Raw genomic sequence first — 12465 nt, forward strand, 5'->3', positions numbered from 1 at the left:
TGGCCGATCAGGAGCGGGGCTGCCCCGTGTTGCGGTCGATGTGCGGCTTCCGCTCGACCGGCTTCTTGACGCGGACGATCTCGCCACGTCGTTCCTGGCCGGGCAGCGGCCGTGACCGACGTCCGTAGATGAGCTCCGAGGAGTCGAGCAGCCACGGCACGAGGGCGACGGTCACGCCGTGGACGAGCATGATCTGGTTGCGGATCCGCGACGCCCGCCGGTTGTGGAGGAGGCTCTCCCACCAGTGCCCGACGATGTACTGCGGCATGTAGACGGTGACGACCTCGGCGCCGTGCTCAGCACGGTGCGCCTTGATGTACTTCGCGAGCGGCATCGCGAACTCGCGGTACGGCGACTCGAGGATGACGAGCGGCACGTGGATGTTCTGTTCGATCCACTGTTGCTCGAGCAGCTTCGTGGCCTCCGGATCGATCGACATGTGGACCGCTTCGAGGCTGTCGTGCTTGGCGGCGATCGCGTAGTCCAGCGCCTTGAGGATCGGCTTCTGCATCTTGCCGACGAGGACGATCGCGTGGTCGCCGGTCGCGCCGAAGGTCGTGGTCGGGTCGACCTCGACCTCCTTCTCGACGTCGCGGTAGTAGCGGTTCACGCCGAGCATGAGGACGAAGAGGATCGGCATGAGCACGAAGACGAGCCAGGCGCCATGGGTGAACTTGGTGATCGTCACGACGATGAGGACGCTCGCCGTGAGCAGGGCGCCGAACGCGTTGATCGCGAGTCCGCGGTAGACGGAGCCGCGGTTGTCGCAGCCCTCCCGCAGCATTCGCAGCCAGTGCTTCACCATGCCCGTCTGGCCGAGCGTGAACGACACGAACACCCCGATGATGTACAGCTGGATGAGCTGGGTGAGGTTCGCCTGGTACACCACGAGGATCGCGCATGCGGCGAGACCCAGGATGATCATGCCGTTCGAGAACACGAGGCGGTCGCCACGGGTGTTGAGCGACTTCGGCGCGTAGGAGTCGCGCGCGAGGACGGCGCCGAGCAGCGGGAAGCCGTTGAACGCCGTGTTGGCCGCGAGGAGCAGGACGCACGCGGTCGCCGCCTGGATGAGGAAGAACGGGATGCTGTTCGCACCGAACACCGCGGTCGCGACCTGTGCCATGAGGCTCGGCTGCGGGGTCGTCGCGCAGTCCGCGAACCCTTCGAGGTGACAGGCGTTCTCGGCGTAGTGCACGCGGGAGATGAGGGCGAGCGCGGTGAGCCCGACGAACAGCACGATCGCGGTGCCGCCCATGAGGACCAGCGTCTTCTGGGCGTTCTTGATCTGCGGGCGACGGAACGCCGGGACGCCGTTCGAGACGGCTTCGACACCGGTGAGCGCTGAACAACCGGAGGAGAAGGCGCGCAGGAGGAGCAGGATGAACGCTGCCTGGGTGAGGCTCTCGCCCTGCACGGTGAACGCGGCGCTCGACGCGACGGGGGCGTCGCCCATGAACGTGCGGGCGAGTCCCGCGACGATCATGACGAGCACGCTCGCGATGAAGAAGTAGGTGGGGATCGCGAAGGCCTTGCTCGACTCCCGGACGCCGCGGAGGTTCACGGCCATGAGGACGAGCACGAACCCGACGGCCAGCTCGACGCGCCAGGGGTTCAGCCCAGGGATCGCGGAGATGATGTTGTCGACGCCCGAGGCCACCGACACGGCGACCGTGAGGACGTAGTCGACGAGCAGCGCGGAGGCGACCACGAGGCCGGCCTTCTCGCCGAGGTTCCGGTGGGCGACCTCGTAGTCGCCACCACCCGACGGGTACGCCTTGATGAGCTGTCGGTAGCTCGCGACCACCACGACGAGGAGGATCACGACGCACGCGGCGACCCACGGCGCGAAGCTCAGGAAGGCGAGCCCGCCGAGCGTCAGGATCATGAGGAGTTCCTGCGGCGCGTACGCCACACTCGACAACGCGTCGCTCGCGAAGATCGGCAGTGCGAGGCGTTTGGGGAGGAGCTGGCCCTCCAGGTTGTCGGTCGGCAGCGGGTCCCCGATCAACCAGCGTTTTGCCGATCGTGGTTCTGTCCCGGGCTCTCGACCCTCAGTTGTCACGAGCGGCGATATTACTCCTTCGGGAACCGGAGTCAAGCGGGGATGAGCTGGATGGACAGGCATCGTCACCCGACCGTGACGCAGTGTTCATCGAGCGGGGGAGTGGCGGACCCGGATGGTCGACCAATATCCTGATCGACGGCTGTTGCCTGGCTGTGAGCCTGAACAGTCGCTCGTGATCGACACCCACCTCAAGGACCCTCATCGTGACCGCTCGCCGTCGTCTCCTCCCGCTCGCCCTCGCCGCTCTCGCCGCGGCCCTGACGCTCTCCGGTTGCAGTGTCGTGGAGGGCATCCTCCCGAAGCCCGCCGAGACCCGGGACGCGCAGTCCGGCGAGATCGTCGGTGGAGGCACCACGGACGTCTTCACCCTCTCGGTCGGCGACTGCCTGAACGACGAGTCGTCGTCCGACGAGGTCACGGAGGTGCCGACCGTACCCTGTTCCGAGCCGCACCAGTACGAGGTGTACGGCGAGGTCACGCTGACCGGCGACGAGTGGCCCGGCGAGGAGGCCGTCACACAGCAGGCCGACGACGGTTGCTACGCGCAGTTCCAGGCGTTCGTCGGGATCGTCTACGAGGACTCCAGCCTCGAGTTCAACTACTACACGCCGACCGAGGCCAGCTGGAACGGGGTGGACGACCGGCTCGTCACCTGCGTGATCTACGACTCCGCGGCGACCACCGGCTCGCTGGCCGGCGCGGCACGCTAGGCCGATCGCACACGCCGTACCGACGGAACCGCCCGACTCCCGTGAGGTGTCGGGCGGTTCCGTGTCTCGGCCTGCGTGTCGGGGCGCTCAGCCCTGCAGTCGGTCGCGCAGGCGGTCGCGGACGGCGACGAGGTCGGCACGCAGGGCCGACACGGTGTCGTCGTCGAGCGCGCCTCCACGGGCGACGTGCTCGCGGAGTTCGGCTCGGACCGCCTGCCGGAACTCGTTGATCGACACGTCGGTCTCGTGGAGGGCCAGGCGACCCTGCACCTTCTGGTCGGCGCTCTCCTCTGCGGTCGACGTCCAGCTCGGACCGGGCTTCGCGGACTGCTTCGCCTCGCGCGCGGCGGAGGCGAGATCGGCCCGGAGGCTCTTCATGGCCGCCGTGACCCCGCTACGGACCTCGTCGGCGATGCGACGGACGGAATCGGTGAGCTGATCCTCGATGCCGTCGAGCTCACCCGCCCGTGCCGCGAGCTCGGCCCGGCCCGCCTCGGTGATCTCGTAGACGGTCTTCCGGCCGTCACTCGTCTTCGTGACGAGTCCCTCCTCCTCGAGCTTCGCGAGGCGCGGGTAGATGGTGCCGGCGCTCGGGCTGTAGGTGCCGCCGCTGCGGTCGGTCAGCGCCTGGATGAGTTCGTAGCCGTGCTTCGGCGACTCGTCGAGCAGGCTCAGGAGGTACAGCCGCAGGCTGCCGTGGGCGAAGACGGGGCTCATGCGCCTGCCTCGCTCCCTGCGGTGGTGGCCGCGCCCGCCGGCTCGGCAGCCGGGCGGCGGAGGACGGTCACGGCACCGCCGACGGTGTTCACGCGCACCTCGGCGAACTGTCCGGACAGGGCGCCGGTGTGCGAGTTGTACCCGCCACCGCGCAGCCCCTTGAGGACGACGCCGTCGATCGCCAGGCGGCCGCCGACCGAGTTCGCCGTGTAGCGCGCGGCGAGCTCCTCGTCGAGGCGGACCGTGATCGCGCCGCTCACGGTGTTCAGGTCGAGCTGCTCGCACGCACCGTGGATGTCGAGGAGCAGGTCGGAGGAGACGCCGTCGATCGAGGCGCGCGTGATGTCGCCGGAGACGGTGACGTCGCCCGAGACCGTGTGCGCCTGGATGCGACCCGTGTGGTTCTGGACCGTGAGCTCGCCGCTCACGGAGTTGAGGTCGAGTCGCCCGGTCATCCGGTCGGCCACGAGGTCGCCGGACACCGTGTTGAGCTTGGCGTCTGCGGTGAGGCCTGCGACCAGTCCACTGGCGCTGACGACACCGAACGTCAGGGCGATGTCGCGGGGGACGAGGACACTGACCTGGGCCGTGGCGCGATTGGCGCCGAAGTTCGAGAACACTTCGAGGAAGTTGTCCCAGCGCAGCTGCGGGTGGTCGATCTCGGCGACGTCGCCGTCGATGGTGATCTTGAGGTCCTTGCCGGTGACGGCCCCCACCTCGATGCGGGCGCCGGGCTCGTCGTGTCCGATGATGTCGACCTGGCCGCCGATGAGGCCGACCTTGAGTCGTCTCACGAGTTCGAGGTCGATGATGCGGCTCTCGCCGGGAGCGATGATCCACTTCTCCTGTGCCATGGTGCGGTTCCTTCCGAGTGATCGCGATATATCGCGTTGAACTGGAATTCACGATATATCGCGTCTCGGTGCATGGCAACCCCGGGAACCTCCGGGATCACCCTGAGTCGACCCTGGGATCGGCGGCCGCTCAGTACCAGGGAGCGATGGCCAGGTCGTCCGGTACGGACCCCTCGTCGCTCGGCGGTCCGTCGCCGTCGAGGCAACTCGACCCGGCCGGGACCTCCGAGCGCGCCGACCACGGGTCGTCGGCCTCCGCGTGGAAGGGCACGTACCCGACGAGCTTCGAGGACGGAGGCCTCACCTCGGCCTCGAGCGCAGCGGTGAAGTCGTCGAACTCCTTCGTGGCGTACACCGTCGCGCCCTCCAGCCCGGACGACCGATCCAGCTCGCAGGAGACGGCCACCGGTCGCCAACCTGCCTCGCGCAGCTGGGCCAACATGGCCGTGGCGGCAGGCCAGGCGGGCCCGCTCACTCCTGGTTCCGCGGTGACGTCCGTCGGCCAGAGGTCGTCGACCGTGATCGCCCCGCGTTGCACACTGACGTTGGCCGAGGTGTCCGGAACCCGTGGCCCGGTGACGCTGCCGTCCGCGAAGAGCGGATCATCGGCCAACGCGGTGAGCCGGGCGTCGTCGGTCTCGTCCGCCACGACGGGGGTCGACGACAGGCCGCATCCCGTGCAACAGAGCGCCGCGACGAGGATGGTCAACGACACGGTCGCGAGGCGACGATGGATCTGCTGCATGACGGCCCCTTCCGCGGCGCCCGGGTGGACGCGTCACCCTCACCGTAACCGACGCCCCGTCGTGCGCCAGGTCCGACGCCCACCGGGCTATGGGGAGTGCTGCCCATCGTCTTGGGGAGCCGGCTGGGACAGGGTGGAGGCATCGGATCAGGCGCATCACCGGGATCGGCCGGGCAGCGCGAACAGCACCGGAGAGCGGGGAACCATGAGCGGCACGATGCAGGTGGACGATGCGGGCCTGGCGGCGGTCGTCCAAGCGGTCGCCGGGGCGGCGTCGAGCGCGACGGGGATCTTCTCCACGTGCCTCGACACGTCGTTCCTCGACGAGCAGGTGGCCACGAGCGCCGCCGCCTTCGAACTGACGTGGCGGACCGAGATGACGGAGGCGGGCAAGACGCTCGACGACTTCGCGCGGTGGATGCAGAACGTCGCGGACACGATGGCCGGTACGGATGCGGCGCTCGCCGAGGACGCCTCATGACCGCGCCGTCGCCGCCGGCCCGGACATGCACGGCTGCTCGGCCCGACCGCCGTGATGCGGCCGAGCGGGCCGAGACCGGCGCGCGGGTCGCGTCGCTGGCCGCGGAACTCCGAGGTGCCGGCGTCCCCGCCGGCGTCACCGAGCAGGTCGCGAGTGTGGTCCGCACGGCCGGTCTCGACGCCGTCATCGGCCTCGGCGCCGGCATGCTGACGGACGAGCAGGCGGGGGCGGTGTTGCTCGACGCCCTCCTCGACGCGCGTCGCCGAGGAGCCGACAGCGCGGAGACGGCCGCCGAACTGCGCGCGGTCGCCAAGCTGCAGACCGTCGTCCTGCGGCTCCTCTCCGGCCTCGCCGCGACCAGGAGCACCACCGGAAACAAGGACCGACCATGAACCTCTCCGAACTCCGCACCAAGAGCTCAGCCGAGATCGACGTGCTCGCCACCTTCATCGGCTCGTTGAGCGGCGACCCGTTGAGCTTCATCACGTCGATCGGTTCGTTCGTCGATCGCGCGGTCGGGCTCATCCCCAGATCCTCGACGTTCGCGGACACCCCGCCGCCGGGTGACCCGGCCACCATCGACGGGCTCGCGGAGCAGTACGAGAACGCGGCGCTCGCCGCGGAGGCGATCCAGACCACGCTCTCCACCGTCACCGGGTCGAGCCTGCCGGACGCCCTCGTCGGGGTGACGGGCGCGAGTGCGACGCAGGTCCTGGCGTCCGTCGACACCCTCGTCGGCACCGAGATCGAGGGGCTCCGATCCGGGGCCAGCGGCCTCCGAGACTACGCGGACGCCATCACCTCGGCGCGCACCGCCCACCAGCCGGGTGCCGACAGCATCCGCGACGGCCACCGGACCATCGGGAACATCTCCGTGAACCCGTGGGCGATGACGAACCCGATCACCGGAGCAGGAGAGGTCGCCGGGGTGATCTCGGACCTCATCCGCGGAGCTGGTCAGATCCTCGACGGCGTATCCGTCTGCCACGAAGCCTACGAGGACGCATGGGCGGCCGGTGAGGCGCTGCAGCGGGCCCTGTCGGACTCCGAGGGCTACGCCGTGCTCGCCGGCGTCGAGGTGCCCGTGGGCCAGACGAGGCTGGACGTCCTCGTCTCGCGGACGCAGTTCCCGAACGGCGACCCCGACGGTTCGGTCCTCTCCGAGACGGAGTGGGCCAACTACGTCCAGAACTGGAACGCGATGAGCGACGACGAACGGGAGCGCATCCTCGCGGCGATGGAGGAGTCCGGCGACCCCGCCGTCAGCGCCCTCCTCATGAGTGCGATCGCCACCGGCGCCGGCAGTTCCTCCGTGCTCGCCCTCGCCGACGCGATCAAGAACGCTCCCCCCGGCGAACGCCAGCGCATGATCGACGAGCTCACGAACCTCGGCGTCGGCGACAACGGGGACGCCACGGTGAACGGCGAGACCTTCGACCAGTACAACAACAAGACCTGCGGGTCGACGACGCTCATCACCCTCGCCGCCCAGTCGGACCCGTTCCTCGCCTACTGGCTGCAGACCGGCGAGTTCCTCGACGGCCATGTGCCCGACTACCTCCGGGGTCTCGACCTCGCCGATGCGGCCGGTCTGGACACGGAGGATCGGATGACGTTCCTGCAGCAGGCCGTCCAGGACCGCGCGAACGACCTGTTCCCCGGCCCCATCGACTACCCGAACGTCGCGGGCACGGCACCCGGCGGCGCGGTCGCCGAATCCGACCGCACCGGTACCGACTACCACATCGACTGGACCAACGCCCTGGGTGGTGACTCGGGCCGAGGGGCGGCGCTCACCGAGGCCGCGGCGGCAGCGAACGACGGGACGCCCGTCCCGCTCCTCGTCGGCCCGAGCGACAACACCATCCCGCAGCATTACGTGCTCATCATCGGCTTCCACGACGGCGACTACGAGATCTACGATCCGTCGACCGGCGAGACGAACTCCGTGGACGAGGACATCATGCTGAACGGCTCGGATGAGCCAGTCACCGGCTTCGCGAACTGGAACCAGATCTACGCGGTCGTGAACCCGAGCTGACCCTTCGACAAGCTCAGGGAGCACGTGGGGTTGCTCAGGGACCGGAGGCCCGGGGCGGCTCGGGGGCCGGAGGAGCGGCTCCGGGACCTCGTGGGGTTGCTCGGGCACTGCAGGCCGGGGCGGCTCGGGGGCCGGGGCGGTGGAGAGCGACGTCCGCTCACCGCCAGCGGTACTCGAGCTCCGGGCGCCCCGGGGTGCCGTAGCGCGGCGACCGCTCGACGGCGCCCGTCTCGGCGAGGTACTCGAGGTAACGCCTGGCCGTCACCCGTGACAGGGACCCGGCGGCTGCCGCTTCGCTCGCGGAGAGCGGCCCGGTGGCCTGCCGGAGGAGGTCCGAGACCAGACGCAGGGTGTCCTCCGAGAGTCCCTTCGCCAACTGTGGGCGGGAGGACGGCGCTCGCAGCGTGGCGAGGGTGAGGTCCACCTCGTGTTGGCTCGTGACCGAGCCCTCCGCCGACATCGTGTGCCGGAAGGAGCGATACGCCTCCAGCTTGTCGGCGAACGCGGGGAACGCGAACGGTTTGATGAGGTACTGGACGATGCCCGCCGAGACCGCCGCTCGGACGATCCGGAGATCACGGGCCGCGGTGATGGCGATGACGTCGACGTCGATACCCGCCGTCCGGATGCGTCGGCAGAGCTCGAGACCGTGCGCGTCCGGCAGGTTGAGGTCGAGCAGGACGAGGTCGATCCGGTCGTCGGGGGAGCGGTGGGCCGCAGCTGCCCGCAGCGCCTGCATCGCGGTGGCCGCATCGCCCGCCACGGCGGCGAGTTCGAAGCCCTCGACGCGGCGCAGGTAGGACGCGTGGGCCTGCTGGGTGATCGGTTCGTCCTCGACGACCAGGACCCGGATGCGCTCGCTCATGTGCCTGCCTCGTCCCGGACGCCGACCGCGGCCGGCAGCGTCACGACGAACGCCGAGGAGGGCTCGCGGACGACCTCGACCGTGCCGCCGAGCCGTGTCACCGCCTGCTGGACCAGCGCGAGACCGAACCCCCGGCCGTGTCGGCCGGGCTCCTTCGTCGACCAGCCGCGTACGAACGCGAGGTCGAGCGCCTCCGGGGGCAGGCCCGGTCCGCTGTCGGTCACCTGGATCACGAGCTCCGTCGTCTCGGCGTCGTCGGACCGCCCGGCGCCGAGGTCGTCCGGCAGCCCCTGCCCGAGGTAGACCTCCACCCAGGGGCGATCGCCGGACGCCGCGTCGATCGCGTTGTCGATGAGGTTGCCGAGGATGGTGACGATCACGGCCGGGTCGACGCGCACGCGTCCGAGCGCGGGGTCGCTCTCGAGGTGCAGCTCGACCCCCTGCTCGGCCGCCTGCGCCGTCTTGCCGAGCAGCAGCGCCGAGATCACCGGCTCCTGTTCCGCCGCGAGCACGCGGTCGGTCAACCGCTGACTCGCTCCGAGTCCCTGCGCCGCGAGGTCGAGCGCCTCCTCCCGCCGGTCGAGCTCGATGAGCGAGACGATCGTGTGCAGCCGGTTCGCGAACTCGTGGGTCTGCGAGCGCAGGGCGTCGCTCATCGTGCGCATCGACGCCAGCTCGCCGCTCAGGTGTTCGATCTCGGTGTGGTCGCGCAGCGTCATCACCCACCCACGCGGGTGCGGGCCTGCCGTCTCGCCCGGACCGACCGCCGACTCCTGGTTCACGACGAGCACGTGGTCGCGTGTGAGGTGGATCTCGTCCACGGCCTGGCGTCCGCTCGCGAGGAGCTCGCGCAGGCCGGCGTCGATCGGCAGCTCGTCGACCGGCGCCGCTCCCGGGGAACGCTCGCCGAGGGGCAGCCCGAGCAGTTCGGACGCCTGGTCGTTGACGAGCACGAGACGGCGGTGGCGGTCCACGAGGACGAGCCCCTCCCGCACCGAGTGGAGCACCGACTCGTAGTAGTCGAACATCCTGGCGAGGTCCTCCGGTCCGCGCGACCCGGTGACCCGTGCGAGGTAGCGGCGGAGCGTCCAGGAGCCGATCGCGCCGATGACGAGCACGAGCAGAGCCGTTCCGAGCAACCATGGCACCCGGGTCTCGAAGGTCTCGGACACGTTGCTGACCGTGACGCCTGCGGCGACGAGGGCGACGACCTCGCCGGCGTCGTCACGGATGGGTGCGACGGCGCGGACGGAGGGGCCGAGCGTGCCCGTGTACGTCTCGGTGAAGGTCCGTCCCTCGAGCGCCGGTCCGATCGTGCCGATGAACGGCTTGCCGATCTGGTCGCGCTCGCGGTGCGTGTACCGGGTGCGATCCGGAGCCATGATCGTCACGAAGTCGACACCGGTGTCGCGCATGAGCGCCTCGGCGTAGGGCTGGAGTGCGTCCGACGGGCGATCCGAGCCGAGCTGCGCGACGACGTAGGGGTTGTCCGCGACGCCGTTCGCGACGTCGAGGCACTTCGCGACCGCGCGGTCCTCGGTCTCGGTGCGGGCCTGGAACCACAGCAGGACTCCGGCGACGAGCGTCATCGCGACGACCGCGACGAGCTGTACGAGGAAGAGCCGCGAGGCGATGCTCCTGGACCGACCGGCCATCGCGTCACCTCCGTCTGCTCCGTCGCGTCGACCCCTCAAGTATCGGGGGTGACGACGGCCACAGGCGTCGCCGACCGCGACCAGTACGACCACAAGCGGTCACTACGACCACAACCCGGTCGATCCGCCGGCGTGGTCGCAGCATGGGTCGATCGACCACCCGCTGCCGCACTGACGCGGCCGACGAAACGGATCCGGAATGGCAATGACGCTCTCCTCCCTCAAACGGCTGGACAAGACCCACTACCTCTACCTCGCGGTGATCCTCGCGGTGCTCGCCGGCATCGTCGTCGGCCTCGCCGCCCCCGAGTTCGCGAAGGGGCTCAAACCCGTCGGTGACGCGTTCGTCGCCCTGATCAAGATGATGATCGCCCCGGTCATCTTCTGCACCATCGTGATCGGCGTCGGGTCGATCGCGAAGGCCGCGACCGTCGGCAAGGTCGGCGGGCTCGCGCTGCTGTACTTCATCGTGATGTCGACCTTCGCCCTCGCGATCGGCCTCGTCGTCGGCAACCTCATCCAGCCGGGCGCCGGCTTGAACCTCGCCGAGACGAGCTACCAGGTGGAGGGGGAGGCCAAGAGCACGACCGAGTTCATCCTCGGCATCATCCCCACGACGCTCGTGTCCTCGCTGACCGGCGGCAACATCCTGCAGGTCCTCTTCGTCGCCCTGCTCGTCGGCTTCGGCCTGCAGAAGATGGGGACGACGGGTGAACCGATCCTGCGCGGCATCAAGCTCATCCAGGCGCTCGTGTTCCGGGTGCTCGCGATGATCATGTGGATCGCGCCCATCGGTGCCTTCGGTGCGATCGCCGCCGTGACCGGGTCCGCCGGTGCGAGCGCGCTCGTCGGGCTCGCCACGCTCATGATCGCGTTCTACATCACCTGCGCGTTGTTCATCGTCGTCGTGCTCGGCGGGGTCTTGCGCCTCGCTACGGGCTTCAACATCTTCAAGCTCATGAAGTACCTCGGCCGCGAGTACCTCCTCATCGTCGGCACCTCCTCCTCCGAGGCCGCGCTGCCGCGACTCATCGCGAAGATGGAGCACCTCGGTGTCTCCAAGCCGGTCGTCGGCATCACCGTCCCGACGGGCTACTCCTTCAACCTCGACGGCACCGCGATCTACCTCACCATGGCGTCGATCTTCATCGCCGACGTCATGGGCGTCCCGATGAACCTCGGGGAGCAGATCTCGCTCCTCGTGTTCATGATCATCGCGTCGAAGGGCGCCGCGGGCGTCACCGGCGCCGGTCTCGCGACCCTGGCCGGCGGCCTGCAGGCCAACCGACCCGACCTCGTCGACGGGGTCGGCCTCATCGTCGGCATCGACCGCTTCATGTCGGAGGCGCGTGCGCTCACGAACTTCACCGGCAACGCGGTCGCAACGATCATCATCGGCACGTGGGTGAAGGAGGTCGACCGGGTGCAGGTCGGCGAGGTCCTCTCCGGTCGCTCGCGGTTCGACGAGGCGACGATGAGCGTCGACGACCACACGGGCGCGGTGGCGGTGGCGAAGCTCTGAGGGATCGGCCCTTCGACAGACTCAGGGACCGGACATCCGGTCCCTGAGTCTGTCGCTCCCGGACCCTGAGCCTGTCGAAGGGCGCTTCAGTTGGCCGGGGAGTCGACGATCGGCTTCGACGGCGGGGTGTCGCCCTCGAGCACAGCCTCGTCCACGGCGGTGGTCGAGTGCTCCGTCCGCGGAACGATCCGGAACAACGGGATCGTGTAGCCGCAGATCGGGCCGATGAGCACGGCGAAGACCACCGTTCCGATGCCGACGTTCCCGCCGAGCAGCCATCCGATGCCGAGGACCACGAGCTCCACGCCCGTGCGCCCGACCCAGATCGGCCACCCGGTGACGCGGTGGATGCCGGTCATGAGGCCGTCTCGCGGGCCGGGGCCGAAGTTGCCGCCGATGTAGAGGCCCGAGGCGACGCCGAGGAGGAGCAGTCCGCCGGCGAACAGCAGGATGCGCGCCCACAGGTCGAGGTCCGCGGGGATGAACGCCAGCCCGATGTCGGCCGAGGGCCCCACGAGGAGGACGTTCAGGACGGTGCCGACACCCGGCCGCTGCTTGAGCGGGATCCAGGCGAGGAGCACGAGCCCGCCGACGATGATCGTGATGAGTCCGAAGCTCAGGCCGGTCCGCAGGTTGAGTCCCTGGGTGAGGACGTCCCACGGGGCGACGCCGACCGCGCCGCGCACGATCATCGCGATGGCGATGCCGTACAGGAAGAGGCCGATGAGGAGTTGGAGCACACGACGGGTCATGGTGGACAATCCAATTGCACGATTGGCTTTGGCGCTAGAGGCCAATCTGGGTATC

At 69.4% G+C, this 12465-nt stretch carries 12 protein-coding genes; 5 read left to right on the forward strand and 7 right to left on the reverse strand.

Features of this window, described 5'->3' with window-relative positions:
- Positions 1–7: 7 nt before the first annotated feature.
- A complete protein-coding gene (locus IFU30_RS05300; protein WP_249404638.1) occupies positions 8–2011 on the reverse strand; it encodes an APC family permease in 2004 nt (667 codons plus the stop codon).
- 260 nt (positions 2012–2271) lie between these two features.
- Between IFU30_RS05300 and IFU30_RS05305 the strand changes: the two genes are divergently transcribed.
- Complete coding sequence (locus IFU30_RS05305; RefSeq protein WP_229940073.1) at positions 2272–2778, forward strand: septum formation family protein; 507 nt, start codon at positions 2272–2274, stop codon at positions 2776–2778.
- 87 nt (positions 2779–2865) lie between these two features.
- Here the strand turns inward: IFU30_RS05305 and IFU30_RS05310 are convergent, their stop codons facing one another.
- The 3 genes from IFU30_RS05310 to IFU30_RS05320 form a co-directional block, all read right to left on the reverse strand.
- Positions 2866–3495, reverse strand: coding sequence for a PadR family transcriptional regulator (locus IFU30_RS05310; protein ID WP_192004548.1), 630 nt, complete (start codon positions 3493–3495; stop codon positions 2866–2868).
- A complete protein-coding gene (locus IFU30_RS05315; RefSeq protein ID WP_192004549.1) occupies positions 3492–4349 on the reverse strand; it encodes a DUF4097 family beta strand repeat-containing protein in 858 nt (285 codons plus the stop codon). The genes IFU30_RS05310 and IFU30_RS05315 overlap by 4 nt, the downstream gene beginning before the upstream one ends.
- A gap of 130 nt (positions 4350–4479) precedes the next feature.
- Entirely contained in the window at positions 4480–5094 is a 615-nt protein-coding gene (locus IFU30_RS05320) for a hypothetical protein (protein ID WP_137242312.1), read from the reverse strand.
- 205 nt (positions 5095–5299) lie between these two features.
- On the opposite strand from IFU30_RS05320, the gene IFU30_RS05325 reads away from it, so the two are divergent.
- From IFU30_RS05325 to IFU30_RS05335, 3 genes are read left to right on the forward strand one after another with little or no spacing between them, the layout of a single operon-like run.
- Positions 5300–5575, forward strand: coding sequence for a hypothetical protein (locus IFU30_RS05325; protein WP_124768679.1), 276 nt, complete (start codon positions 5300–5302; stop codon positions 5573–5575).
- Positions 5572–5967: a hypothetical protein gene (locus IFU30_RS05330; RefSeq protein ID WP_192004550.1), complete on the forward strand. Its 396-nt coding sequence runs from the start codon at positions 5572–5574 to the stop codon at positions 5965–5967. The genes IFU30_RS05325 and IFU30_RS05330 overlap by 4 nt, the downstream gene beginning before the upstream one ends.
- Positions 5964–7616: a hypothetical protein gene (locus IFU30_RS05335; protein WP_192004551.1), complete on the forward strand. Its 1653-nt coding sequence runs from the start codon at positions 5964–5966 to the stop codon at positions 7614–7616. Before IFU30_RS05330 ends, IFU30_RS05335 begins: the two co-directional genes overlap by 4 nt.
- Positions 7617–7773: 157 nt before the next feature.
- On the opposite strand, the gene IFU30_RS05340 is transcribed toward IFU30_RS05335, so the two are convergent.
- Both IFU30_RS05340 and IFU30_RS05345 read right to left on the reverse strand, forming a co-directional pair.
- Positions 7774–8481, reverse strand: a complete 708-nt coding sequence (locus IFU30_RS05340; protein ID WP_192004552.1) for a response regulator — start codon at positions 8479–8481, stop codon at positions 7774–7776.
- Complete coding sequence (locus IFU30_RS05345) at positions 8478–10136, reverse strand: ATP-binding protein (RefSeq protein ID WP_192004553.1); 1659 nt, start codon at positions 10134–10136, stop codon at positions 8478–8480. The genes IFU30_RS05340 and IFU30_RS05345 overlap by 4 nt, the downstream gene beginning before the upstream one ends.
- 199 nt (positions 10137–10335) lie before the next feature.
- On the opposite strand from IFU30_RS05345, the gene IFU30_RS05350 reads away from it, so the two are divergent.
- Positions 10336–11658: a cation:dicarboxylate symporter family transporter gene (locus IFU30_RS05350; RefSeq protein ID WP_192004554.1), complete on the forward strand. Its 1323-nt coding sequence runs from the start codon at positions 10336–10338 to the stop codon at positions 11656–11658.
- A gap of 86 nt (positions 11659–11744) precedes the next feature.
- On the opposite strand, the gene yczE is transcribed toward IFU30_RS05350, so the two are convergent.
- Positions 11745–12410, reverse strand: a complete 666-nt coding sequence (yczE, locus tag IFU30_RS05355; RefSeq protein WP_192004555.1) for a membrane protein YczE — start codon at positions 12408–12410, stop codon at positions 11745–11747.
- Positions 12411–12465: the final 55 nt, after the last annotated feature.

Origin of the sequence: Plantibacter sp. CFBP 8798 (genome assembly GCF_014841195.1) — a bacterium.
Lineage (GTDB): Bacteria > Actinomycetota > Actinomycetes > Actinomycetales > Microbacteriaceae > Plantibacter > Plantibacter auratus.

Coding starts and splice junctions, on each gene's coding strand:
- IFU30_RS05310 (WP_192004548.1), bottom strand. CDS start 3,495: ATGAGCCCCGTCTTCGCCCACGGCAGCCTGCGGCTGTACCTCCTGAGC.
- IFU30_RS05315 (WP_192004549.1), bottom strand. CDS start 4,349: ATGGCACAGGAGAAGTGGATCATCGCTCCCGGCGAGAGCCGCATCATC.
- IFU30_RS05320 (WP_137242312.1), bottom strand. CDS start 5,094: ATGCAGCAGATCCATCGTCGCCTCGCGACCGTGTCGTTGACCATCCTC.
- IFU30_RS05325 (WP_124768679.1), top strand. CDS start 5,300: ATGAGCGGCACGATGCAGGTGGACGATGCGGGCCTGGCGGCGGTCGTC.
- IFU30_RS05330 (WP_192004550.1), top strand. CDS start 5,572: ATGACCGCGCCGTCGCCGCCGGCCCGGACATGCACGGCTGCTCGGCCC.
- IFU30_RS05335 (WP_192004551.1), top strand. CDS start 5,964: ATGAACCTCTCCGAACTCCGCACCAAGAGCTCAGCCGAGATCGACGTG.
- IFU30_RS05340 (WP_192004552.1), bottom strand. CDS start 8,481: ATGAGCGAGCGCATCCGGGTCCTGGTCGTCGAGGACGAACCGATCACC.
- IFU30_RS05345 (WP_192004553.1), bottom strand. CDS start 10,136: ATGGCCGGTCGGTCCAGGAGCATCGCCTCGCGGCTCTTCCTCGTACAG.
- IFU30_RS05350 (WP_192004554.1), top strand. CDS start 10,336: ATGGCAATGACGCTCTCCTCCCTCAAACGGCTGGACAAGACCCACTAC.
- yczE (WP_192004555.1), bottom strand. CDS start 12,410: ATGACCCGTCGTGTGCTCCAACTCCTCATCGGCCTCTTCCTGTACGGC.